Raw genomic sequence first — 21,916 nt, 5'->3', positions numbered from 1 at the left:
CCGGTCGTGATTAGATCGAGGGGCCGCGGCGTACTGGATGCCCCGGTCAAGCCTGGGCATGACAGCGGAAGTCGCGGCCACTATCCCCCGTAACTCTGCACCAAACTTCCCGCCACCAGCGACCAGCCATCGACCAGCACGAAGAAGATCAGCTTGAACGGCAGCGAGATCGTCGCGGGCGGCAGCATCATCATGCCCATCGACATCAGCACCGAGGCAACGACGAGGTCGATGATCAGGAAGGGCAGGAACAACAGGAAGCCGATCTCGAAGGCGCGCTTCAGCTCGGAGATCATGAAGGCGGGAACGAGGATCCGCAGCGCGAGTTCGTCGGGTGTCGCCGGCGGCGGCTCGCCGGAGAGGTCCAGAAACAGCTTCAGATCCTTCTCGCGCACGTTCTTCTGCATGAATCCGCGCAGGGGAACGGAGGCGCGCTGGAGCGCATCCTCGACGCTGATCTGGTTGGCGACGAGCGGACGGATGCCGTCGTCGTAGGATTTTTGCAGCACCGGTCCCATCACGAAGAAGGTGAGGAACATCGCCAGGGCCAGGATCACCGAGTTGGGCGGCGCAGTCGCAGTGCCCATTGCGGTGCGCAGCAGCGACAGTACGACCACGATGCGCGTGAACGAGGTCATCATGATCAGGATCGACGGCGCGATCGACAGCACCGTGAGCAGGGCGATCAGCTGGATCGCGCGCTCGGTGACGCCGCCGCCGCCAGCACCGCCGCCGCCGAGATTGATGCTGATGTCCTGCGCATGCGCGGGCATCGCGAGCGAGGCCGCGGCGATCAGGACAGAAACAAAGAATACTCTACGCGGGAAGGACGGCAGTCTCACGAAGACGGCTTCGGACGGCCGAGCAGCGAGGCCATCTCATCTTCGAGATTTTCAAAGCTGGTCTTCTCCGCGGCCGGTCTCGCCGGCGGCGGAGCGGACGACGGCTCGACGCGTCCTGCGCGCGGCAGGGGGGCGGGTGGATCCGGCGCGACTGGCGGCGCGATGGTCTCGCCGCCTGGACGACGGAGCGCCGCCTCGAGACGCTGGGCCATCTCGGCGAGATTCTGTTCGGCGCTCGACGGCGCGGCCGCAGCAGCCGGCGGCGGAACGGGCGGAGCAGCTTGTGGTCCTGGCGGGGCCTGCGGGATGGGCGGAGGCGGCGGCGCAGGGGCGCGCTCGGCGCGCACCGGTGATATCTTCGCCGGCTCATTCTGGCGCGGCGGACGCGGCATCGCCGGCTCGCCGCGCGCAATGCGCGGCGGCATCGGCTCGGGACGGGGCTCACGCTCGGGCCGCGGCGGCATCGGTTCAGGTGAGAAGCCGCCGAGCTGCGGCTCACTGCGGCGCTCAGCCAGGGCGGGTGCCGGGCGGCGGAGCTCGTCGGCGAACGAGGGGCGTGCCGGCCGCGGCGGCGGCTCGGGCATCTGCGGCTCGGGATGGTCGAGCACTTCGGGCCGCGGCACTTCGTCGGCCCAACCGCCGGCGTCCGGGATCGGGGCGAGGCGCGGCGGCTCGGCGGCGCTGGAACGCTGCGGAATCTGGTCGCGGCCGGCTGCGGCGCGGACGATGTTCGGCTCGACGACGATGTCGGTCGGGCCACCGATCATCAGGAGATGCTCGACATTGTCACGGCGGACCAGGACCAGGCGCCGGCGGCCATCGAGCGCGGCGGCGTCGATCACGGCGAGCCGGGGCATCCTGCCGCGCTGGGTGTTGGCGCCGAGCCGGGTCGAGGCGAATCGGCGGAGTAGCCAAAAGACGACGCCGATCAACGCCAGCACGACGATGAACGCGACGATGAAGGTGATAGGGCTACCGTTCATACCTGTCCCCGGTAAATGGCGCTTCTCGCCTGCCTATGGTCGGCGGTGCCGGCCACCGGCTTGCGATGCCCCAAAACTGCGATCTCTTAATGTCCCACGGCAAGTTTTGCCGTCCCCAACTCTTAATAGCCTATGAATCGCTCGAACCAAAATGACTTCTTGGCCTCTAGGGAGGGGCGGCCAAGCGGTTGGGTTAATACGGCTTTTGCATTGGGCCGAATCACGGGAACGCGATCTATGTCTCGGCCCGAGACACGGATCCGCCCGTGCTTTAACCACCTGTTAACCATACACGCGGCAAATTCTGCCTAGCTCCGGACCACGGGTCTGCAAGGGGCGGAGGGGGCCGCAACGATGTCCATCAACGATCTTCCGGTGCTGTCGGCGCTTCGCACCAAGATGCAATGGCACCAGGAACGCCAGCGCGTCCTGTCCGAGAACGTCTCCAACTCCGACACCCCCAATTTCCGGCCGCGCGACCTGGTCGAGCCGAAATTCGACAAGACCGGCGCCACCACGGGTTCGATGGGGACCTTGGCGATGACGGTCACCAGCGCCTCCCATATGACGCCGTCAGGCGCGGTCTCCAGCTTCGACCAGAACAAGAATGCGGGTTTCGAGACCCGCCCTGCGGGCAATGCCGTCAATCTCGAAGAGGAGATGATGAAGTCCGCCAATAACCAGATGGACTACGCGGCGGTGACCTCGCTCTATTCAAAGAGCCTGCATCTCCTGAAGACCGCGATCGGCAAGGGCTAGAGCTAGAGGAGCCGTATCATGGCGAATGACAGCAGCGACTTTGCCCGTTCCATGGCGATCGCGACCTCCGGGTTGCGGGCGCAGGCCGGGCGGATGCGGGTGATCTCCGAGAACATCGCGAACGCGGACTCGACCTCGGCGACCTCGGGCGGCGATCCCTATCGGCGGAAGGTGCCGACGTTCTCGTCGGCGCTCGACCGCACGCTCGACGCGCAGGTCGTCACGCTCGGCAAGATCAAGCCCGACCAGTCCGCCTTCCGCGTCAAGTACGAGCCGAGCAATCCGGCGGCCGATGCCACCGGCAACGTCAAATACCCCAACGTGAATTCGGTGGTCGAGATGACTGACATGCGCGATGCGCAGCGGTCCTACGAGGCCAATGTCAACATCATCAGTGCGACGCGCCGGATGATCCAGCGCACGCTCGACATCCTCAAGAGCTGAACAGGACCTTTAAGCCATGGCAACACCGACAATCGCGGCCAATGCTTATGCCAGCCTTGCGCGCGTGCTGGAAAACACCGCCGCAGGCAAGGGCAGCGAAGCGAACGGGCAATCCTTTGCTGCGCTGCTGAAAGACGCCGTCGGCAGCGTCATGGAATCCGGCCGCAAATCGGATGCGCAGACCGTGGCGATGGCCAACGGCAAGGCCAACGTGATGGACGTGGTGACGGCGGTTGCCGACACCGATGTCGCGGTGTCCACGCTGGTCTCGGTCCGCGACCGTGTGATCGCGGCGTATGAAGACATCATGAAGATGCCGATCTGATTTTGCCTCCGTCGTCATTGCGAGCGAACCGAAGTAATCCAGAATCTTTCCGCAGAGGCAGTCTGGATTGCTTCGCTACGCTCGCAATGACGAGGGGATAGGCCTTCGTGAGGAGGCGAGAAATGAATAAAGGAAGCATGCAATGACCGGACCCGAGACCCTCGACGTCGCGCGTGACGCGATCTGGACCATCGTGATCGTATCCTCGCCGCTGATGGTGGTCGGGCTCGTGGTCGGCGTGATCGTGTCGCTGTTCCAGGCGCTGACGCAGATCCAGGAGCAGACGCTGGTCTACGTGCCGAAGATCCTCGCCATCTTTGCCACAATGCTGCTGGCGCTGCCGTTCATGGCCGACGCCCTCCATTCCCACATGCTGCGGATCTCGTCGCGAATCATCGGCGGCTGAGGCACAATGCGCCGGTCATGCGCATCGACGTTTCGCTGCTGCCGGCGCTTGCCGCGGCCTTCATGCTCGCCTTCGCCCGGGTCGGCGCGATGGTGATGCTGCTGCCCGGGCTCGGCGAGACCAACATCCCGACGCGGGTGAAGCTGTCGATCGCGCTTCTACTCACGCTGATCATCCTGCCGCTGCATCGCAACGCCTATCACGTCGACATGGGCTCGCTCGCGCCGATGCTGGTCTTGATGCTGCATGAGATCGTGATCGGCATCGTGCTCGGCGCCACCGCGCGCGTGACGCTAGCGGCCCTGCAGGTCGCGGGCGCCGTGATCGCGCAGCAGATGGGGCTCGGCTTCGTCACCTCGGTCGATCCGACTCAGGGACAGCAGGGCGTGCTGGTCGGCAACTTCCTGACCATGCTCGGTGTGACGTTGTTGTTCGCCACCGACAGCCATCATCTGGTGATCGCGGCGCTGAACGACAGCTACGCCATCTTCGCGCCGGGCGAGACCGTATCGAGTGGTGACATCGCCGCGCTCGCCACGCGGGCCTTTTCCGCAGCGTTCCTGCTCGGGCTGCAGCTGTCGGGGCCGTTTCTGGTGTTCGGCCTCGTCTTCAATATCGGTCTCGGCGTGCTGGCGCGGCTGATGCCGCAGATGCAGGTCTACTTCGTCGGCGTGCCGCTGTCGATCTTCGCGGGCTTCATGGTGCTGGCGGTGGTGCTCACGGCGATGATGGGCACCTACCTCGACTACTTCATCGGTGTCATGCACCAGATGCTGCCGCTCAGATAGGTGATCGATGGCGGAAGACAACGATCCAGAGAGTCAAACAGAAGACCCGACACAAAAGCGTCTCGAACAGGCGCTCGAACGCGGCGACGTTGCGAAAAGCCAGGAGATCAACACCTGGTTCATGATAGCGGGCGGCACGCTGGTCATCTCGACCTTCTCCGGCTCGGTCGGCAGCGGGCTGCTGACGCCGATGCGCAATCTGCTGGCCAATTCCTGGATGATCAAAACTGATCCCGGGAATCTGCTCGTGCTGATGCGGCAGATCGAGGCCGCGGTGTTGGCTGCGGTCGGCGTGCCGCTGTTGATGTTGGTGATCGCGGCCATTGCCGGCAATATGCTCCAGCACCGGTTGGTGTGGTCGGCCGAATCCCTCACCCCCAAGTTCAGCAAGCTCTCGCCAGCGGCCGGGTTCAAGCGCATCTTCGGCAAGCAGGCCGGGGTCAATTTTCTCAAGGGCATCGGCAAGATCGTCGTGCTCGGCGCGGTCATGACCACGATCCTGTGGCCGGAGCGGCACCGCACGGAGGCGATGGTCAAGCTGGATCCGATGGCCATGCTGGGCGCCACCACCGGCATGACCGTCCATCTGCTCGGCGCCGTGGTCGCAGCCCTCGCGATCATCGCGATCGGCGATTATTTCTTCCAGTATCGCAGCTGGTTCCAGCGGCAGAAGATGTCGCTTCAGGAGATCAAGGAAGAGTTCAAGCAGTCGGAAGGTGACCCGCACATCAAGGGCAAGCTCCGGCAATTGCGCCAGCAACGCTCCAAGAAGCGCATGATGGCGGCGGTTCCCAAGGCCTCGGTGATCATCACCAACCCGACCCACTATTCGGTGGCGCTGGCCTACGAGCGCGGCATGTCGGCGCCGATCTGCGTCGCCAAGGGCGTCGACAACCTGGCTTTCAAGATCCGGGAGATCGCGCGCGAGCACGATATCCCGATCGTCGAGAACGTGCCGCTGGCCCGCGCGCTTTACGCCACGGTCGAAATCGACCAGGAGATCCCCATGGAGCATTACCATGCGGTCGCCGAAGTCATCGGCTACGTCATGCGGATGAAGCGCGGTTTCAGCGCGGCGCGGCAATAAAACCCCCGAAAAGTACCGAAAATGGCTGTAAACTGGGAATCAGGGTACGTTTGGCTCCCGCCGCCCTTGCGTCTGCGGGTCCGATTCAGGCAGGAGGACCCCACGTGCCCCGTGGCACGTTGATTCTCTGCCGACAGGCTGCACTAGCGTGAAATGACCGCCGAGACCGACCACGACCTGTCACGCGAGCCCGTTGCGGCGCATGAGCCGTCGCCGCGGTCGGGCAGCATTGCGCTGGTGCTTCTGGTGGCCACCGGCCTCGTTGCGGTCGCCGTCGGGCTGATGACGCTGGGGCGCGCGCAGGCGCAGCCCTATATCCTGGGCATCCTCGCCGTGCTGGCGATGATCGGCCTGTTCAATTTGTTTGCCTTTGCCGCCGGGATCATCCGCTTCGCCGACCGCAACCTCGATGATCCCATCATCGGCCGCATCTCCGATTACGCCTTCGATGGCCTCGCGGTGACCGATCCGCGCGGCCATGTGGTCTATTCCAACGCGGCCTATCTGACGCTGACGGGCGCGGCCGGTCCTCAGGACGTGCGGCCGGTCGAGCGCGTCTTCATCGGTAACCCCGACGTCTCCGAAGCGGTGTTCCGCCTGCTCAAGGCGGCGCGCGAAGGCAAGCGCCAGCAGGAAGAGGTTCGCATTTCCGGCCAGGACGGCAGCCAGGGCCGCTGGCTGCGCATGCGGGTGCGTCCGCTCGGCTCCGGAAAGCGCGAGGCCAAATATGCGGTATGGTCGATTGCAGACATCACCCGCGACCGCGAGCGCCAGGAGGATGTGTTCCAGGAGCTCCAGCACGCGATCGAATATCTCGATCATGCGCCGTGCGGCTTCTTCTCGGTCAATCCCGCCGGCGAGCTCGCTTACGTCAACGCGACGCTGGCGAACTGGCTCGACTACGACCTTGCCGAGATCGGCTCGGGCGGCTTGAGGCTCGCCGACATCGTGTCCGGCGACGGCGCTTCGCTGCTGAGTGCCATCGTGGCGGTGCCGGGCGAGGTGAAGACCGAGGTCTTCGACATCGATCTGCGCATGCGCACCGGCAAGACCATGCCGGTGCGGCTCTATCACAAGCTCGCCTTCGGCGCCGATGGCGCGCCCGGGCCGTCGCGCACGCTCGTCATCAGCCGGGCCCGCGACGAGCGGAGCGATCCCGATCGCGCCGCCGAAGTGCGCTTCATGCGGTTCTTCGATCATACGCCGATGGCGATCGCCACGGTCGATCGCGCTGGTAACGTCGTGCGGGCGAATGCGCGCTACGCCAAGCTCGCGCAGGGGCTCGGGTTGGACAGCGCCAGCAAGTCGATCTTCCGCGCCGTCAACGCGCGCGACCGCCATCTGGTGATCGCGGCCATCAACCAGGCCGCCGAAGGCAAGGCCGACATCGCCCCGGTCGAGGTGGCGCTGGAAGGGAGCAAGGAGCGCTGGGGCCAGTTCTTCGTCACGCCCGTCGATGCCGCCGAGAACGATGCGGAAGCCGCGATCGTGCACATGCTCGAGACCACTGAGCGGCGCGCGCTGGAGAACCAGATCAACCAGTCGCAGAAGATGGAGACGGTCGGCCAGCTCGCCGGCGGCATCGCCCACGACTTCAACAACGTGCTCTCCGCCATCATGATGGCGAACGACTTCCTGCTGAACGCGCACAAGCCGACCGACCCGTCGTTCCAGGACATCATGCAGATCAAGCAGAACGCGACGCGTGCTGCGACGCTGGTGCGGCAGCTGCTCGCGTTCTCCCGGCGCCAGACGCTACGGCCGCAGGTGCTCGATCTCGGCGACGCGCTGTCCGATCTCACCATGCTGCTGCGCCGGCTGATCGGCGAGAAGGTCAAGCTCGACCTGATCCACGGCCGTGATCTCTGGCCGGTCAAGGTCGACGTCTCCCAGTTCGAGCAGGTCATCGTCAACCTCGCGGTGAATGCGCGCGACGCCATGCCGGACGGCGGCAAGCTGATCATCCGCACCGCCAATGTCGCCACCGATGAGGCCGGCAAGCTCGCCTACAAGGGCATGCCGGCGGCGGATTATGTGCGAATCGAGGTCGCCGACACCGGCACCGGCATCCCCGCCGATATCAGGGACAAGATCTTTGAGCCGTTCTTCTCCACGAAGGAAGTCGGCAAGGGCACCGGCCTCGGCCTCTCCACCGTGTACGGCATCGTCAAGCAGACCGGTGGCTTCATCTACGTCGATTCCGAGCCGGGGCAGGGCACCTCGTTCTACATCTTCCTGCCGCGCCACCACGCCGAGCTTGACGTGCAGGTCGAGCTTCCCCCGGTGCCGAGCGCGACTCAGGGCGCCCCGAAAGATGCCGCGCCTGCGACGGTGGAGGCGAAGCCCCGCACCGACCTCACGGGGCAGGGCACGATCCTCTTGGTCGAGGACGAAGAGGGTCTTCGCGCGCTGAACGCTCGCGGCCTGCGCTCGCGCGGTTACACCGTGGTCGAGGCCGAGAACGGCGTCGAGGCGATGGAGGTGCTCGAAGATCACAGCGGCGGGATCGATCTCGTTGTCTCCGACGTCGTAATGCCTGAAATGGATGGCCCGACGCTGCTCAAGGCGATGCGGGAGAGGAACCCCGATATCAGGTTCATCTTCGTCTCCGGCTACGCCGAGGACGCCTTCGAGAAGAGTCTGCCCGAGGGCCAGCAGTTCGACTTCCTGCCCAAGCCGTTCACCCTCAGCCAGCTCGTGGCGGCGGTGAAGGAGACGATGACGAAGCAGGGTTGAGGGCGGGATAGTCGTGCCTCGTACTCCGTCATTGCGAGGAGCGAAGCGACGACATCCAGACTGTCTCCGCGGCGCCAGTAGCGCGGGTTGGCCTTCGGCCGGTGCCAACTCGCAATGACGCGGACAGAGCGGAGCTCTCGCCGGAAGATCGCCGGTAACTGGCGACCGCAGCTCCCCGCTAGTATTTAGCCAACCCTCCGAGAGATACGGGGCTTTTGTCCCCTGCCCGCGACTGAGGGCCGCAGTCGCGGGTTCCCAAACCGGCTTCCTTTTTCTAGATGGCTGCCCATCTTAGGATCACGTCCCCATGCCGGGGAATTTGGGAAACGCACATGAATTTCTCGCAATGGTCCCGCAGTCTCGTGAAGACGATTGCCATCGTTTTGGCGCTCGCGCTGCCAACGACGCTTGCGATCTCCTCCGCCGACGCCCGCGTCGGTGGCGGGTTCTCGTCGGGCTCGCGCGGTTCGCGCACTTTCTCGGCCCCGCCGTCGACCACGACCGCGCCGGGCTCCGCCTCGCAGTTCAATCGCACTTACAGCCAGCCCGGCGCCGGGATGAACTCGGCCGCGCCTGCGCGCGGCGGCCTGTTCGGCCGCGGCGGCGGCTTCCTCGGAGGTCTTGCCGCCGGCTTCCTCGGTGCAGGCCTTCTCGGCATGCTGTTCGGTGGTGGCCTGTTCGGCGGCCTCGGCGGCCTGTCGTCGATCCTGGGTCTGATCATCCAGATTGCGCTCGTCGTGTTCGTGGTTCGTCTGGCCATGTCCTGGTGGCAGCGCCGCAACGCGCCGCAAGCGGCCTATGCCGGCGCGGATGCTGGTGCCGGTCCCGGACCGCAGACGAACTATCGCAGCGGCCTTGGTGGCGGCTTCGGCTTCGGCGCCAACAACGTGCCACTCGAGATCAAGCCGGATGACTACCAGGCGTTCGAACGCCTGCTCGGCGAGATTCAGTCGGCGTGGTCGAATGAGGACGTGGCCAAGCTGCACACGCTGGCGACGCCGGAAATGGTCTCCTATTTCGAAAGGGATCTCGCAGAGAACCGCGCGCGCAACGCCGTCAACAAGGTGACCAACGTCAAGCTGTTGCAGGGCGACCTCGCGGAAGCCTGGCGCGAAGGCGAAACCGACTATGCCACGGTGGCGATGCGCTTCGCGCTCACCGACAAGACGGTCGATCGCAACACCGGCGCCATCGTCGCGGGCAGCGAGCAGCCGGGCGAGGTCACCGAAGTCTGGACGTTCGCGCGCCGCACCGGCAGCCCCTGGGAATTGTCGGCGATCCAGCAGACCAACTGATCGCGCGCGATCGGAAAAACCAAGGCGTCGTGCATCTCGCGCGGCGCCTTTTTTCTTTTGGAGGTGTCGCATCGCGGCATCGGAATAACCGGGCGCGTGTCGGGTTCACATCAGGCGGCCAAACAAAACACACCGGGAGGGCAAGATGATCCGAATCGAGAGAACCGTGACGATGTCAGGCTTCGCGCTCGCGATGGCCTTGCTTGCGGCGCCATCGGCCGAGGCGCAATCGGCCGACATGACGTTCTTCGTGACCTCCGCTGGGCCAGGCAAAGGTGCCGATCTCGGCGGCCTGGAGGGAGCCGACGCGCATTGCCAGAAGCTGGCGCAAGCCGCCGGCGCCGGCACGAAGACCTGGCGCGCCTATCTCTCGACGCAGGCGGCCGACGGCAAGCCAGCCGTCAACGCCAAGGACCGTATCGGCAAGGGGCCTTGGCAGAATGCCAAGGGCGTGGTGATCGCCAAGGACGTTGCTGACCTGCACAGCGCGAGCAACAACCTGACCAAGCAGACCGCGCTCAGCGAGAAGGGCGAGGTCACCAACGGCCGCGGCGATACGCCGAACCGGCATGACATCCTCACGGGATCGCAGGCCGACGGCACCGCTTTTGCCGCGGGCGACGACAAGACCTGCAAGAACTGGACGTCGAGCACGCAAGGCTCAGCGATCGTCGGCCATGCCGATCGTCAGGGCCTGAGCGACGACGAGCCCTCGAAGTCCTGGAACAGCTCTCACCCCTCGCGCGGCCCCGACGGCGGCTGCTCGCAGGCCGATCTGAAGAGTACCGGCGGCGACGGCCTGCTGTATTGCTTCGCGGCGAATTGAGGTCCCCCGACGTTACCAGGAGTGTGTGACGACCGAACTTGCGTCGCGTGCTAGGCTTGTCCCGCGCGTCACAGGAACTGTTCCATGACCTACGAGCTCTACTACTGGCCCGAAATCCAGGGCCGCGGTGAATATGTGCGGCTGGCGCTGGAGGAGGCGGGCGCGGATTACGTCGACGTCGCGCGCGGTCCGCGCGGCTCGGCTGCGATGATGAAGATGATGGACGTTCGCAAGGGTACGCCGCCCTTTGCACCGCCGTTCCTGAAAGCGGGCAAGCTCGTGATCGGCCAGACCGCCAACATCCTGCTCTATCTCGGCGCGCGGCATGGGCTCGCGCCGAAGACGGAAGCTGGAAAGCTCTGGGTGCACCAGCTTCAATTGACCATCACCGATTTCGTGGTCGAGATCCACGACACCCATCATCCGCTCGGGCCGTCGCTGTACTACGAAGACCAGAGGGCGCCCGCGAAGAAGCGCACCACCGAATTCTGGGACGAGCGCGTGCCGAAATATCTCGGCTATTTCGAAGGGCTGCTCGACGCCAACGGCGGCGCTTACGTCACCGGTCGCAGGCTGAGCTATGTCGATCTCTCGCTGTTCCAGATCGTCGACGGGCTGCGCTACGCCTTTGCGAAGCGCATGAAGGCGTTCGAGCGGAACATTCCCGGCCTTGTCGGCCTGCACGACCGCGTCGCGGCGCGGCCGAACATCAAGGCCTATCTGGCAAGCGAGCGCCGCATTCCCTACAACGAGCAGGGCATCTTTCGGCGCTATCGCGAACTGGACGCGTGAGTTACCACACGCCGGGCATCAGGCGGTAGCGCACCCGCGCCGCGTAATCGGCATAGCCTGATAGCCCCGCGATCAGCGTGCGCTCCTCGATGCTGATGCGCACCGCGATCAACAGGACGAGGATCGGCGCGATCGCAAGACCCCACCACGAGCCGAGGATTAGCGGCACGCCCGCGAAGAACATCAGCATGCCGCTGTACATGGGATGGCGGACATGGGCGTAAGGCCCCGATGAGATCACGTGCTGGCCCCGCTCGGCCTGCAGCTTCACCACGGGCGCGGCGAACGAGTTCTCGCGGAACACCCACATCGTGAAGAGCGTGCAGGCGAGGTACAGCACGAAGCCCAGGACCTGCAACGCGAGCGGTACGTTCGAGGCAACAGCGCGCCGGTCGAGACCGATGACAATGAGCCAGACCAGGATGGCCGCCATGAAGGCGATCATGAAGGCCTTGTCGGCGCCCGGCTGGTCCCTCTGGATCACCGGACGAAGCCGCTCTGCCAATAGGCCCGGATCGATCCGGTAGAGCCACCAGCCGCAGAGCGGGCCGACCAGGAGCGAAGTGATGAGGAACACCCAGGCCGACGGCCAACGCAGCGTGCCGGCGGATGCGAACAGCAGCGCGCCCATCGCGGCGGTGAAGATCGTGTTTTGCAACAACAGGCGTGCGATCATGCGCGGTTCCCCGGCAGGCTCGCATGAGTCTGGCGGCGCTATCCGGCAAAGATGCGGCCGGACGCGCGAAAAGCCCGGCCGTCGGGACCGGGTTGTTCATCGCAGGCAGGCGCGATCAGGCGAGCTGGTCGATCCGCGTGCCCTGGCCGGGCGGCAGCGGCGCAGATTGCGTTGGCTGGTTGGTCGCGTCGTCGTCCTTGGTCTGGTCGTCCGGCTGCTTGGTCGTGTCGTAGCTCGGGACCACGATCGTGACGGGGGGCGGTGCAACGCTTGAAACGCTCATCCACGGATCCTCACAGATTGAAACAACTGACCCTGCGCCCGGGGAGACGAAGCTTCCGTCAAGCCAATCGTTAAAATGCGAGGGATCTGGCGCGGTGAACTGCGCTGTTGGGCGGCTGGTTACTGCGCTCTGTAAGGGAGGGACTGCTCTCTCCTCGTCATTGCGAGGAGCCCTTGCGACGAAGCAATACAGACTGTCACCGCGGAGATAGACTGGATTGCTTCGGTTCGCTCGCAACGACGGAGCACGCGGTAGGCAGCGTCACGATAGGTGGGCCGCCTGCGCGCGGAAAGAGCGAAGGAGCGGCGCGCTACTCGTCCTTCGGTCGCGTGATCGCGATCGATGCGTCCGTCTTGGTGCGCGTGCATTCCATGTTGAGGCGCTTGTAGCGCATCGTGACCTTGTCGCCGCGCAAGAGGCCCATGCGCTTCAGGCAGCGCGTTGCGCCTGTCGTGGTGTCGTCCTTCGTCACCGTGAAGATGATTGCTGTCGCGGACGCCACCAGATCATAGAACTGCGGTGTCGGCTTGCGGTCGCCCTTGGCGTAGAGCTCGTTGGAATAGGCCTGTCCCCGCGCGCGGCAGCCGAGCGAAAGCTCCTTTGCCGCCGGATGCGTCAGGTAAATGATGTTGGCGGCCTTGAAATTGACCTTCAGCCCATCGATGCCGCCGGCGAGCTGCTTTGCGATGTCGTCGCACTGGTCCGCGCGCGCAGGCGCGGCAAGCGTCACAAGGCCGGTGATTGCGGCGGCGACCAGCATCGCGCCGCGAAAGTCCAATTTGAAAATCATGATGAAAAGCCCCTTGAGGGCGCGCATTCAACCGTTGCCGCGCGCGAAGTGCAAGGGGGTGCAACCTGGCTCTGTTGGGCACAGTCAACACCACCCATCGACGATGCCGGCCGCCAAGACGGTCGTCACGGTCCGAATGGGGATGCCCCGGCCGTGCCAGAACGCCTTCCCTTTGCGGTAAAAAAGCTTAGAACGCTTCTCAGCCAGGGCCCGCACGAGGGCTCCAGAACCCCGAGATTTGCCTCATGAACGCTCCAACCGCCTTCCCCGACGCCTCGAAGCCCGTGCCGCCCTACAAGCACACCCCGCTGTTTCCGCTGGGCAAGGACGAGACGCCCTACAAGAAGATCACGTCCGAGGGTGTCAGGGTCGAGAAGGTCTTGGGCAAGGACATGCTGGTGGTGTCGCGCGAGGCATTGCGGGCGCTGTCCGAGGCGGCTTTCGGCGACATCAACCATTATCTGCGACCCGGCCATCTGAAGCAGCTCCGCGCGATCCTGGAGGACGGCGAGGCGAGCCCGAACGACAAGTTCGTCGCGCTGGACTTCCTCAAGAACGCCAACATTGCCGCCGGCGGCGTGCTGCCGATGTGCCAGGACACCGGAACCGCAATCATCATGGGAAAGAAGGGCTGCAACGTCATCACCGACGGTGACGACGAGGCGGCGCTGTCGGAAGGCGCGCGCGATGCCTATCTGCGCCGCAATCTGCGCTACTCGCAGGTTGCACCCTTGTCGATGTACGAGGAGAAGAACACCGCCAACAACATGCCGGCGCAGTGCGAGATTTACGCCGAAGGTGACGACGCCTACAAGTTCATGTTCATGGCGAAGGGCGGCGGCTCCGCCAACAAGAGCTTCCTGTTCCAGGCCACGCCCTCGGTGCTGACCAAGGACCGGCTGCTCGCCTTTCTTAAGGAAAAGATCCTGACGCTCGGCACCGCGGCGTGCCCGCCTTATCACCTCGCGATCGTGATCGGCGGCACCTCGGCCGAGCTGTGCATGAAGACGGTGAAGCTCGCCTCCGCCCGCTATCTCGATGCGCTGCCGACCCACGGTTCGCCCGATGGCAACGCCTTCCGCGACGTCGAGATGGAGAAGGAAATCCACAAGATGACGCAAAGCCTGGGCGTGGGCGCGCAGTTCGGCGGCAAATATTTCTGCCACGACGTCCGCGTGATCCGCATGCCGCGTCACGGCGCATCGCTCCCGATTGGGCTCGGCGTGTCCTGCTCGGCCGACCGCCAGGTGCTCGGCAAGATCACAAAGGATGGCGTCTATCTCGAGGAGCTCGAGCACAATCCCGCGCAATATCTGCCTGAGGTCGAAGAGGCGCTTGGCGGCGAGGTCGTCAAGATCGACCTCAACCAGCCGATGAAGGACATCCTGGCGACCTTCTCGAAGCATCCGATCAAGACGCGCGTCTCGATGACCGGCACCATGATCGTCGCGCGCGACTCCGCGCATGCCAAGCTGCGCGAACGTCTGGACAAGGGCGAATCGCTGCCGGACTATTTCAAGAACCATCCGGTCTACTATGCCGGTCCAGCCAAGACGCCCGAGGGTTACGCTTCCGGTGCGTTCGGTCCGACCACCGCAGGCCGCATGGATTCCTTCGTCGACCAGTTCCAGGCCGCCGGCGGCTCGATGGTGATGGTAGCAAAGGGCAACCGCGCGCCCGCGGTGCGCGAGGCCTGCAAGAAATATGGCGGCTTCTATCTCGGCTCGATCGGTGGCGCGGCGGCGAACCTCGCCGAGCACTGCATCAAGAAGGTCGAGGTGCTCGAATATCCCGAGCTCGGCATGGAAGCGATCTGGCGCATCGAAGTCGTCGACTTCCCAGCCTTCATCATCATCGACGACAAGGGCAACGACTTCTTCAAGGAGTTGAACTTGGGCTAGTCCTCACCTCGCCCCGCGAGAGCGGGGCAAGGGAGAGGCTTAGGCCCGCGTGCCCGTGAAGGGGAAGCTGCCCATCGGGCCGATGCCCATCTCGCCGTTGATGCTGTCGCCGGCAACCGTGCCGGTGAATTCGAGCGTCAGCGGCATCGGGTTGGTGATCGAGACCTTCCAGGAGACGTTGTCGCCAGAGACGGTGCCGTCAAAAATCTCGGTGGTATTGCCGTCCGCGCCCTGCGTGCCTGTGAGGGTGCCGCCCGCGGTCTTCAGGCTCAGCGTCGCTTGGCGTTCGCCCATCGGCGTCGTCATGGTGAGATTCCAGTTGCCGTCCACGGCCATTCGCGTCTCCCGAACATGATCCCGGCGGGCTGCGATGATCCGCAGCCAGTCCTGGGTTGAGCCTATAGCGCAAGTCGGGGCGGGTTCCTAACGGCCCTTCAACGTTCGCTGGGCGGCATTCAGGCGCGGGCGGCGGCGCGCCGGCGGCTGGTGACGACCAGCCTGAACACCACGTACTGCACGGCAAAGGCGAGGGCCTTGGCGCCGCCTGCGACCGCCGAGATGTAGAACGCCCACAGCTTCAGGTCACCGGTCGAGGCGACCGCGATCGTGCCGGCGCCGAGGACGAACATCAGCGCCGCCCAGGCATAGCCCGCAGCGGTGACATATTCCGGCGCGGTCTCGACCACGACCGGCGGCATATAGCGCAGCATCCAGCCGCGCTTGAGCATGATCGCGCCGATCGCGAAATGCGCGATCGCAGGCTTTGCCAACATGAAGCGAGGGTCGTTGGTCAGCAGCGTCACCGTACCAAGCACGACGACGAGCGCGAGGCTCGCATAGGTCATGTAGCCAAGCTCGCGTCGCTTCACGCGGGCATAGATCACTTGCGCGATCGCGCCTGCAACCGCCACCGACGTCGCCAGGATGACGTTGTCGGTGATGAGATAGATCACCAGGAAGACGATGGCCGACAGGAAGTCGGAGGCGAGGCGGGCGAATGCGTCCTTCATTGTCGATCCTGTATCACTGGACTTCGGGCAGCGCGCCAGTGGGCGTACCATACTTGATCTGGCGATATTCGGGATACCATTTGGTGAAATAGATCGCGCTGTTGCGGGCAGCGAAAGCCACTGCGATGCCGAGCCAAACCGGCAGGCCCGGGAAGTAGAGCAGCACGATGTTGGCGGCCATCATCAGAAGAGCAGCCAGGGTCCATGCGCCGGTGATGAAGTAGTTGGCAGTCAGGAAACCTGGCATCGCCGCGGTTTCGGCCGGCACGGATTCGATCGCGTATTGCAGCGTGAACGGGCGGCGCGCCAGCATCGAGCCGAGCGAGATGACGAAGATGCCGATGTCGACCGAGAGCTTGACGCCGAGCGTGCTGAGCCAGGGATCGTGCAGCGCGAGGAAGAGGCCGATGCCGGCGAACAGGATCGCCGAACCCGCAGCCAAGATCTTCACCGAACGGCCGCGCGCAACGTCGATTGCGATCGTGGCGAGGCAGATCGCACAGGCCGCGAACACCGAGATCGTCGCCGAGGTCATGAACATCAGAAAGGTGTAGGCGCCGTAGGGAGCAAGGATCAGGAAGATCGTCATGGTCGCCTCGATCGAAGCCATCTTTACGATGTCAAGATTGGTAGTTCAGGGCTGGCGACGGGTCAAGCAAAATCTTTACAGTGTCAAAATGACGTGAATGACCTGTAAAAAATGAATTGTTGCAATGGCTTGGTCGGATATCTCGTCGGCCACGGCAGCCCAGGGCAGGCGCGACAGGACGGTCAGCGCGCTCGAGACCAGAAGACCGATGGTCAGGAAGATGCTTCCGCCGCGGCAGATCACGAATCTGAGCGAGCCCGGCGTCGCGTACATGCCGAGCGGATGCAACAGCCGCGACAGCACGAGCGCCCCCATCAGCAAATGAATGCGCAACGGCGATACGCCGGACATTTCGAGAAGCGCGCCCATCAGCGTGATGATGGGGACGTATTCCATGAAATTGCCGTGGGCGCGGATCGCACTGCGCAGGCGTTCGTTACCGCCGTCGTCGAAGGCGGCGCCGTTGCTCCGACGCAGCCGGATCACCTGGAGCGCAAGCGCAGCGTAGATCAGCGCCAGGATGGCGAGATAGTTTGCGGTAGTCGTGGGGGCGTGCATGCGCGGTCTCGCTTGATGCATCCGCAGTGCCGGAGCGGCCAGGGGGCGGCCTATTGCGCTCCCACCCAATTGCCATGAAAGCCGTCGGGCACGCGATGGCCGAGCTGCACCAGAGCGGCGGGGCCAGCCTCGATGTCGGTGGCGTTGAACACGGCGAGGTCGCTGCGGTTCTCCCGCGCGCGCCAGACCACAGCCAGCAACCAACCGTCGCCCTCGGGCGCATCCTTCGAGCGCTCGACGAAGACGGGCTCGGAGATGGTGTCGCCGCCCGGCAGCAGATATTGGCCGAGCCGCTTGCCGGTGCCGTCGACATGGACGACGCCGCACAGCGCGCCGAACATCGGCGCCTTCGGATTGGCGCAGGCGTACCAGCCGTGGCGGCTCTTCAGCCCGGCGCGGCGATCGTCGACGCGCGGGAATTCGCCGGTCAGATCATCGAGATAAACCTGCTGGAAGCGGTCGGTATTGTCAGCGAGATCGAAGGTCCAGCGGCAATGGCGCGCGAACGGTGTTTCACGTTTGACGGGCGAGCCGTCGGGATGCGGAAACAGCGGCGCTTCGTCGAATTGCATGACGTCGGCGACGATGCGAGTTCCTTCTTCCCACGCATTCATGATGTGGAAGACGTAGCAGGATTCACCGCGGAACCAGACGATGTCCTTGCTCGATCCGTTGCGTTTCATCACGCCGACATAGGCACCTTTCTCAGGCTCCCAGGCATAGGGCGGCTTGCCGCTCATCGCGCGCTCCATGCTGCCGGTGAGCGGCAGGATCGGAAACAGCACGTAATTTTCGGTGACGATGAAGTCGTGCACCATGCTGGCATAGGGCGTCTCGAACCTCTCGAAGCGCGTTGCCTTGCCGGAGGCATCGATTGATCCGTACGAGAGGGCCGATGTCAGCCGCCCCGCCGCATTGTAGCCGAAGAACACCAGCTCGCCCGTGACCGGGTCGATCTTCGGATGCGCGGTGAAGCTGCCGGCGACGCGGCCCTGATAATCATGGTAGCCGCGCGTCGCCAGCGTGCCCGCCTCGATCTCGGTCGGCAGATGCGCTTCTTCCAGCGCGAGCAGCTTGCCGGCGTGGAAGATGATGTTGGTGTTGGCGACGCCGCCGTCGGTGACATGAGCAGGCGCGTCCGGCAATCTGTTGCCGAAGCCCTTGCCGAAGAACGCCCGGCCGGCATCGTGCTCGGCGAGCCATTTCGGCGTCCGGATCCAGCGGTTGCGGTAGGAGGCACGCCCGTCTTCGAGGTGAAACGCGTGCAGCATGCCGTCGCCGACGAACCAGTGTGCGCCAGGGTATTCGAACTGCGGGTTGGGACCGTTGCGATAGAGCGTGCCGTTCAGCTCGCGCGGCAATTCGCCGACGATCTTCAGGAAAGGCGCGTCCGCCTCGAACGGAATCGGCGCGATGTTGTTGCGGCGCTCGGCGGTCGCATCCTGATGCACGGCGTATCCTCTCTATCTTTACATCGTAAAGATGGCATAGGGCCGATCACCGTTTCCGTCAAGTGGAATCTTTACACTGTCAATATAGCGTCATATAGCTTGTAAATGGCCAAGAGCGATACCAAGAGCGATACCAAGAGCGAAACGGCTCGCCGCACGCGCCCGCCCAAGAAGACATCCCCGGCACCTCGCCCGGCTCGCCGCCCGGCCAGCGTGAAGACCGAGACGCCTTATCACCATGGCGCCTTGCGCCAGGCTCTGCTCCAGGCCGCCGAACGAGTGCTGGAGCGCGACGGGCTCGCCGGCCTGACGCTGCGCGCGGTGGCACGCGAGGCTGGCGTGTCGCATGCCGCGCCGACGCATCATTTTGGCGATCTCACGGGGCTCGTCAGTGAGCTCGCGGCGATCGGTTTCCGCCAATTCAACGCGGCGATGGCCGCCTCCTGCGAGGCGGTCACTTCGCCGCTGGAGCGGGCGCTGGCGCGACCGAAAGCCTATGTGGCTTATGCCCAGGCGCATCCCGGCATGTACGGCCTGATGTTCCGCACCGAGCGCCTCGACTATTCCAGGCCCTCGCTGCACGAGGCGGCGGAATCCTCTTTTGCCGGACTTGCCAATGCCATCGGCGCGATGCGGCAGGAGCCGATCCGCGGCGACAACCTGACCGTCGAGCAGGGCGCGGCGATCGCGCGGGCCTGGTCGATGGTGCACGGTTTCACCATGCTGCTGCTCGACGGGCGGCTGGAGGATATTCTGGAACGGCTGCCCGCGGGCACGACGGCCGAGCAACTGCTGGAAGCGATCCTGAAGTCGACGGTGGCGGGGAGACTGCCGACCTGACGTTGGCAAAGGGAATGTGACAGACAGATGAGGCGCCTGTGTCCTGCGGAACTCAAGCAATCGACACCTTCACTACGGGCAAGTTGACTGTGGGCAAGGCTCGAGCGGGGTGAGATAGACCTGACAGCGGCGCGGAATCGTTCTAGAAGAGCGGCTTCGCTTGGGGCATCCGGCCCTATTTGCGTCCTCATGTCTCTCGATCATGCCAGCCATCGCTTCTCGCAAATCCTATCGCGTCGGCCGCTCCAAGACCGGACTTGGCCTCTTCGCCACCATGCCGATCAAGAAAGGCACCCGGATCATCCGCTATTTCGGGCCGATCCTGGACTGCCGCATTCCTGAGCACGACGAGATCGAGAACAAATATCTGTTCGAGCTCAACGGCCGTTGGACTATCGATGGCTCGGTACGCAAGAATCTCGCGCGCTACATCAACCATTCGTGTCGGCCCAACGCGGAATCCGACGTTCGCCCGCGCGAGCGCAAGGTGTTCATTCGCGCCATCAAGAACATCGAGCCGGGCGACGAGATCAACTATGATTACGGCAGCGACTATTTCAAAGCCTATCTCAAGCCGATCGGCTGCAAGTGTCCCTCCTGTGAGAACAAGCGCAAGAAGCAGCGCGCCGAGGCGCGTGCGGAACGTGCCAAGGTGAAGGCGCGCGCGGAGCGCAAGGCGCAGAAGGCGGGTGCCAAAAGTCTCAAGAAGAGTACCAAAAAGAAGAAGCTCAACGGCCATGCCGTTGCGAAAAAGAGCCGCGCACGGGCATAACCCGCGCGTCGCCCTTTTGGTCCCGCCGTCATGCCCCGCCTTAGGCGGGACATGGGGTACATCGTTGTTTAAGCAGCAACTGCGCTCCCGCTCTTTCGCAAGCCCACATATTGCAGCTCGGCGAATACGCCGGTCGCGATTGCCTGCGCCACGATCATGAGTTCGCCGGGGAGGTTCGGTGACACCGCGCCCGAGAACAGCAGTGCGATGCTGCCGACCGTCCAGGCGGCGTTGCCGACCACGACCAGCAGCACGAGCGGCTTCACCACCACCGTGCGCGAGGCGAGCCATCCCACCAGTGCGGTGTAGGCGATCAGGAACAGGCCGGTTTCGCGCAACAGCGCTTCGGGCAGGTTGAATACCGTCGCGAACGTACCGGCGCCGACGGTGAAGCCGAGTGCGGCGACGCCGCTGAAGAGGGCGTCGGCGAGCAGGGCGCGGCGCAGGAAGGTGGATGCGTCGATCATCAGAGGTCTCCTTGGCTGGGTGGGACGCGGGGGGAACTCAGTGCAGTCCGCGCCACCAGGCGCGGAGCAGCCGGCTCAGGATGGGGAAGAGGCTCCTGCCGACGCTGTGCTCGAACGCCGTGACCTGCGCGACGACATAGTCACCCGTCGAGTGCACCAGCGGCTCGGGCATGTTGAGTCCTCGCGCCAGCATACGGGCCGCGAACGTGACGGCCCAAGAAGCGATTCGAGGCAACACGTGGTCTGCGATGGTCCGGTAGAGCAGCAGTGCGATCATGGTCATCTCCCGTCATGACCGAAGATGCGCCGATGCGGGACCCAATTCGATTACCTCGGGGGTAATAAACGCGATGGACCAATCCGGCCATGAGTCCACTACATCTGGCTACGGGATTGGTGACGCGTGCACGACGTGTGCACCGACAGGTCGAAGAAAATGTGGAGACAATCAACGAACAACAGGCGCTGCTTTCGAAGGCGCGAACGTCAGCTGATCAGTCTCGTTGCTTCGGAAAGGCTGGATCGTGCCTTGCCTGGATGATGTTCGCTCTGTTGGAAAATGGATGGACGATCTGTCCGGCTTACGGCTTGACGTAGGTCCATCCCTTTTCCTGCAATTCCATCACGCGCACGACGCCCGACTTCACGACCTCCGCCTGCGGAACAATCGGTATGTCCTTGCTCTCGGTTTTCTGCATCTTCTCCCGGGTGTTGCCGCACGCCTTGAACGAAACCTCGGGCGTGCTCAGGGCCATCTCTTCAATGCGCGCCTTTACCGGCGATGTGTCTTCCCGCAACATGTGCAGGCCGGGCCCGAACGTCACCACCTCGATCTTCACCTTCTCGCCGGCGTCCTTGTAATATTGCGCCACGTTGGTTGCGTTGTTGAGCGCGAGATTCATCGAGGCGGGGTCGTTGGTATTCACCTGAAGGATCAGATGATGTTCTCGCTTCTCGGTTGCGGTCGGATCATCCATACGGGCAAACGCGGACTGTTTTCGCTTGGCCGTCGTCTGCTTCACTATGTGGTGCCTCGCATGGCTCGCCCTATGCAGGACGGGTTGCCCGTCCGCCGGCGTCCAGTACTTGCCGCCTTGCTCCGCGGCCGCAGGCGATGCAAAAACCAGAATGGCGAACGCCGCCATCGCGGCCGCTTTGGCATTATGATGAAACTTGATCATTATACGCCTCCATCGAAGAAGATCATCTGTTCGCCATCAATGATTAGGTGCTGCAATCGCGCGCGGCCACCTGCATGCTGAGGTCATCTTCGCGCGCGCCGCGTCCAGCCCGGCA

General features: G+C 64.1%; 26 protein-coding genes. 13 read left to right on the top strand and 13 right to left on the bottom strand.

Annotation, left to right across the window (positions count from 1 at the left end; all coding sequences use genetic code 11):
• Positions 1-80: 80 nt before the first annotated feature.
• Both fliP and BM222_RS10260 read right to left on the bottom strand, forming a co-directional pair.
• Positions 81-842: a flagellar type III secretion system pore protein FliP gene (fliP, locus tag BM222_RS10265; RefSeq protein WP_092228132.1), complete on the bottom strand. Its 762-nt coding sequence runs from the start codon at positions 840-842 to the stop codon at positions 81-83.
• Complete coding sequence (locus BM222_RS10260; RefSeq protein WP_092228131.1) at positions 839-1,825, bottom strand: flagellar biosynthetic protein FliO; 987 nt, start codon at positions 1,823-1,825, stop codon at positions 839-841. Before BM222_RS10260 ends, fliP begins: the two co-directional genes overlap by 4 nt.
• A gap of 354 nt (positions 1,826-2,179) precedes the next feature.
• On the opposite strand from BM222_RS10260, the gene flgB reads away from it, so the two are divergent.
• The 10 genes from flgB to BM222_RS10210 all read left to right on the top strand — a co-directional run bounded on the left by flgB (position 2,180) and on the right by BM222_RS10210 (position 11,283).
• Positions 2,180-2,584, top strand: a complete 405-nt coding sequence (flgB, locus tag BM222_RS10255; RefSeq protein ID WP_092228130.1) for a flagellar basal body rod protein FlgB — start codon at positions 2,180-2,182, stop codon at positions 2,582-2,584.
• An 18-nt stretch (positions 2,585-2,602) separates the two neighbouring features.
• Positions 2,603-3,028, top strand: a complete 426-nt coding sequence (gene flgC / locus BM222_RS10250; RefSeq protein WP_092228129.1) for a flagellar basal body rod protein FlgC — start codon at positions 2,603-2,605, stop codon at positions 3,026-3,028.
• Between the two features lie 16 nt (positions 3,029-3,044).
• A complete protein-coding gene (gene fliE / locus BM222_RS10245; protein ID WP_092228128.1) occupies positions 3,045-3,353 on the top strand; it encodes a flagellar hook-basal body complex protein FliE in 309 nt (102 codons plus the stop codon).
• Positions 3,354-3,495: 142 nt separating this feature from the next.
• Positions 3,496-3,759: a flagellar biosynthesis protein FliQ gene (gene fliQ, locus BM222_RS10240; RefSeq protein ID WP_027534765.1), complete on the top strand. Its 264-nt coding sequence runs from the start codon at positions 3,496-3,498 to the stop codon at positions 3,757-3,759.
• 17 nt (positions 3,760-3,776) lie between these two features.
• The gene (gene fliR / locus BM222_RS10235; RefSeq protein ID WP_092228127.1) at positions 3,777-4,547 is read left to right on the top strand and encodes a flagellar biosynthetic protein FliR; all 771 of its coding nucleotides are present in this window, start codon (positions 3,777-3,779) and stop codon (positions 4,545-4,547) included.
• Between the two features lie 7 nt (positions 4,548-4,554).
• A complete protein-coding gene (gene flhB / locus BM222_RS10230) occupies positions 4,555-5,634 on the top strand; it encodes a flagellar biosynthesis protein FlhB (RefSeq protein ID WP_092228126.1) in 1,080 nt (359 codons plus the stop codon).
• A gap of 153 nt (positions 5,635-5,787) precedes the next feature.
• Complete coding sequence (gene cckA, locus BM222_RS10225; RefSeq protein WP_092228125.1) at positions 5,788-8,370, top strand: cell cycle histidine kinase CckA; 2,583 nt, start codon at positions 5,788-5,790, stop codon at positions 8,368-8,370.
• A gap of 332 nt (positions 8,371-8,702) precedes the next feature.
• Positions 8,703-9,665 carry a Tim44 domain-containing protein gene (locus BM222_RS10220; protein WP_177243123.1) on the top strand — a complete coding sequence of 321 codons (963 nt, stop codon included), beginning with the start codon at positions 8,703-8,705 and terminating at the stop codon, positions 9,663-9,665.
• 145 nt (positions 9,666-9,810) lie between these two features.
• A complete protein-coding gene (locus BM222_RS10215; protein ID WP_092228123.1) occupies positions 9,811-10,491 on the top strand; it encodes a lectin in 681 nt (226 codons plus the stop codon).
• Positions 10,492-10,575: 84 nt separating this feature from the next.
• A complete protein-coding gene (locus tag BM222_RS10210; protein ID WP_092228122.1) occupies positions 10,576-11,283 on the top strand; it encodes a glutathione S-transferase in 708 nt (235 codons plus the stop codon).
• Position 11,284: 1 nt separating this feature from the next.
• Here BM222_RS10210 and BM222_RS10205 read toward each other — a convergent pair whose 3' ends face one another.
• The 3 genes from BM222_RS10205 to BM222_RS10200 all read right to left on the bottom strand — a co-directional run bounded on the left by BM222_RS10205 (position 11,285) and on the right by BM222_RS10200 (position 13,032).
• A complete protein-coding gene (locus BM222_RS10205; RefSeq protein WP_092228121.1) occupies positions 11,285-11,959 on the bottom strand; it encodes a methyltransferase family protein in 675 nt (224 codons plus the stop codon).
• A 115-nt stretch (positions 11,960-12,074) separates the two neighbouring features.
• Entirely contained in the window at positions 12,075-12,242 is a 168-nt protein-coding gene (locus BM222_RS40970) for a hypothetical protein (RefSeq protein WP_177243122.1), read from the bottom strand.
• A gap of 310 nt (positions 12,243-12,552) precedes the next feature.
• Positions 12,553-13,032 carry a hypothetical protein gene (locus BM222_RS10200; RefSeq protein ID WP_092228216.1) on the bottom strand — a complete coding sequence of 160 codons (480 nt, stop codon included), beginning with the start codon at positions 13,030-13,032 and terminating at the stop codon, positions 12,553-12,555.
• A 245-nt stretch (positions 13,033-13,277) separates the two neighbouring features.
• On the opposite strand from BM222_RS10200, the gene BM222_RS10195 reads away from it, so the two are divergent.
• Positions 13,278-14,933, top strand: coding sequence for a fumarate hydratase (locus BM222_RS10195; protein WP_092228120.1), 1,656 nt, complete (start codon positions 13,278-13,280; stop codon positions 14,931-14,933).
• A gap of 39 nt (positions 14,934-14,972) precedes the next feature.
• Here the strand turns inward: BM222_RS10195 and BM222_RS10190 are convergent, their stop codons facing one another.
• From BM222_RS10190 to BM222_RS10170, 5 genes are all read right to left on the bottom strand, one after another.
• Positions 14,973-15,269, bottom strand: coding sequence for a hypothetical protein (locus BM222_RS10190; protein WP_092228119.1), 297 nt, complete (start codon positions 15,267-15,269; stop codon positions 14,973-14,975).
• 119 nt (positions 15,270-15,388) lie between these two features.
• A complete protein-coding gene (locus tag BM222_RS10185; RefSeq protein WP_092228118.1) occupies positions 15,389-15,943 on the bottom strand; it encodes an inner membrane-spanning protein YciB in 555 nt (184 codons plus the stop codon).
• A gap of 13 nt (positions 15,944-15,956) precedes the next feature.
• A complete protein-coding gene (locus tag BM222_RS10180; RefSeq protein WP_092228215.1) occupies positions 15,957-16,532 on the bottom strand; it encodes a hypothetical protein in 576 nt (191 codons plus the stop codon).
• A 75-nt stretch (positions 16,533-16,607) separates the two neighbouring features.
• A complete protein-coding gene (locus BM222_RS10175; protein ID WP_143105928.1) occupies positions 16,608-17,090 on the bottom strand; it encodes an MAPEG family protein in 483 nt (160 codons plus the stop codon).
• Between the two features lie 50 nt (positions 17,091-17,140).
• A complete protein-coding gene (locus BM222_RS10170) occupies positions 17,141-18,541 on the bottom strand; it encodes a carotenoid oxygenase family protein (RefSeq protein WP_092228116.1) in 1,401 nt (466 codons plus the stop codon).
• Positions 18,542-18,646: 105 nt separating this feature from the next.
• On the opposite strand from BM222_RS10170, the gene BM222_RS10165 reads away from it, so the two are divergent.
• Positions 18,647-19,381, top strand: coding sequence for a TetR/AcrR family transcriptional regulator (locus BM222_RS10165; protein ID WP_092228115.1), 735 nt, complete (start codon positions 18,647-18,649; stop codon positions 19,379-19,381).
• A gap of 202 nt (positions 19,382-19,583) precedes the next feature.
• A complete protein-coding gene (locus BM222_RS10160; RefSeq protein WP_092228114.1) occupies positions 19,584-20,153 on the top strand; it encodes an SET domain-containing protein in 570 nt (189 codons plus the stop codon).
• Between the two features lie 68 nt (positions 20,154-20,221).
• Here BM222_RS10160 and BM222_RS10155 read toward each other — a convergent pair whose 3' ends face one another.
• From BM222_RS10155 to BM222_RS10145, 3 genes are all read right to left on the bottom strand, one after another.
• Positions 20,222-20,620 carry a hypothetical protein gene (locus tag BM222_RS10155; RefSeq protein WP_092228113.1) on the bottom strand — a complete coding sequence of 133 codons (399 nt, stop codon included), beginning with the start codon at positions 20,618-20,620 and terminating at the stop codon, positions 20,222-20,224.
• Between the two features lie 37 nt (positions 20,621-20,657).
• Positions 20,658-20,897 (bottom strand): hypothetical protein, encoded by a 240-nt coding sequence (locus tag BM222_RS10150; RefSeq protein WP_092228214.1) that lies wholly within the window; start codon positions 20,895-20,897, stop codon positions 20,658-20,660.
• 304 nt (positions 20,898-21,201) lie between these two features.
• Positions 21,202-21,801 carry a DsrE family protein gene (locus BM222_RS10145; RefSeq protein ID WP_092228112.1) on the bottom strand — a complete coding sequence of 200 codons (600 nt, stop codon included), beginning with the start codon at positions 21,799-21,801 and terminating at the stop codon, positions 21,202-21,204.
• Positions 21,802-21,916: the final 115 nt, after the last annotated feature.

The sequence above is a fragment of the Bradyrhizobium sp. Gha genome (assembly GCF_900113735.1).
GTDB lineage: Bacteria > Pseudomonadota > Alphaproteobacteria > Rhizobiales > Xanthobacteraceae > Bradyrhizobium.
The sequence above is the reverse complement of the archived record's forward strand: the minus strand, read 5'-3'. Positions and strand labels throughout refer to the sequence as shown.

Excerpts from the sequence above, each read along its gene's own strand:
- BM222_RS10260 (WP_092228131.1), bottom strand. The coding sequence starts at position 1,825 with ATGAACGGTAGCCCTATCACCTTCATCGTCGCGTTCATCGTCGTGCTG.
- flgB (WP_092228130.1), top strand. The coding sequence starts at position 2,180 with ATGTCCATCAACGATCTTCCGGTGCTGTCGGCGCTTCGCACCAAGATG.
- flgC (WP_092228129.1), top strand. The coding sequence starts at position 2,603 with ATGGCGAATGACAGCAGCGACTTTGCCCGTTCCATGGCGATCGCGACC.
- fliE (WP_092228128.1), top strand. The coding sequence starts at position 3,045 with ATGGCAACACCGACAATCGCGGCCAATGCTTATGCCAGCCTTGCGCGC.
- fliQ (WP_027534765.1), top strand. The coding sequence starts at position 3,496 with ATGACCGGACCCGAGACCCTCGACGTCGCGCGTGACGCGATCTGGACC.
- fliR (WP_092228127.1), top strand. The coding sequence starts at position 3,777 with ATGCGCATCGACGTTTCGCTGCTGCCGGCGCTTGCCGCGGCCTTCATG.
- flhB (WP_092228126.1), top strand. The coding sequence starts at position 4,555 with ATGGCGGAAGACAACGATCCAGAGAGTCAAACAGAAGACCCGACACAA.
- cckA (WP_092228125.1), top strand. The coding sequence starts at position 5,788 with ATGACCGCCGAGACCGACCACGACCTGTCACGCGAGCCCGTTGCGGCG.
- BM222_RS10220 (WP_177243123.1), top strand. The coding sequence starts at position 8,703 with ATGAATTTCTCGCAATGGTCCCGCAGTCTCGTGAAGACGATTGCCATC.
- BM222_RS10215 (WP_092228123.1), top strand. The coding sequence starts at position 9,811 with ATGATCCGAATCGAGAGAACCGTGACGATGTCAGGCTTCGCGCTCGCG.
- BM222_RS10210 (WP_092228122.1), top strand. The coding sequence starts at position 10,576 with ATGACCTACGAGCTCTACTACTGGCCCGAAATCCAGGGCCGCGGTGAA.
- BM222_RS10205 (WP_092228121.1), bottom strand. The coding sequence starts at position 11,959 with ATGATCGCACGCCTGTTGTTGCAAAACACGATCTTCACCGCCGCGATG.
- BM222_RS40970 (WP_177243122.1), bottom strand. The coding sequence starts at position 12,242 with ATGAGCGTTTCAAGCGTTGCACCGCCCCCCGTCACGATCGTGGTCCCG.
- BM222_RS10200 (WP_092228216.1), bottom strand. The coding sequence starts at position 13,032 with ATGATTTTCAAATTGGACTTTCGCGGCGCGATGCTGGTCGCCGCCGCA.
- BM222_RS10195 (WP_092228120.1), top strand. The coding sequence starts at position 13,278 with ATGAACGCTCCAACCGCCTTCCCCGACGCCTCGAAGCCCGTGCCGCCC.
- BM222_RS10190 (WP_092228119.1), bottom strand. The coding sequence starts at position 15,269 with ATGGCCGTGGACGGCAACTGGAATCTCACCATGACGACGCCGATGGGC.
- BM222_RS10185 (WP_092228118.1), bottom strand. The coding sequence starts at position 15,943 with ATGAAGGACGCATTCGCCCGCCTCGCCTCCGACTTCCTGTCGGCCATC.
- BM222_RS10180 (WP_092228215.1), bottom strand. The coding sequence starts at position 16,532 with ATGACGATCTTCCTGATCCTTGCTCCCTACGGCGCCTACACCTTTCTG.
- BM222_RS10175 (WP_143105928.1), bottom strand. The coding sequence starts at position 17,090 with ATGCACGCCCCCACGACTACCGCAAACTATCTCGCCATCCTGGCGCTG.
- BM222_RS10165 (WP_092228115.1), top strand. The coding sequence starts at position 18,647 with ATGGCCAAGAGCGATACCAAGAGCGATACCAAGAGCGAAACGGCTCGC.
- BM222_RS10160 (WP_092228114.1), top strand. The coding sequence starts at position 19,584 with ATGCCAGCCATCGCTTCTCGCAAATCCTATCGCGTCGGCCGCTCCAAG.
- BM222_RS10155 (WP_092228113.1), bottom strand. The coding sequence starts at position 20,620 with ATGATCGACGCATCCACCTTCCTGCGCCGCGCCCTGCTCGCCGACGCC.
- BM222_RS10150 (WP_092228214.1), bottom strand. The coding sequence starts at position 20,897 with ATGATCGCACTGCTGCTCTACCGGACCATCGCAGACCACGTGTTGCCT.
- BM222_RS10145 (WP_092228112.1), bottom strand. The coding sequence starts at position 21,801 with ATGATCAAGTTTCATCATAATGCCAAAGCGGCCGCGATGGCGGCGTTC.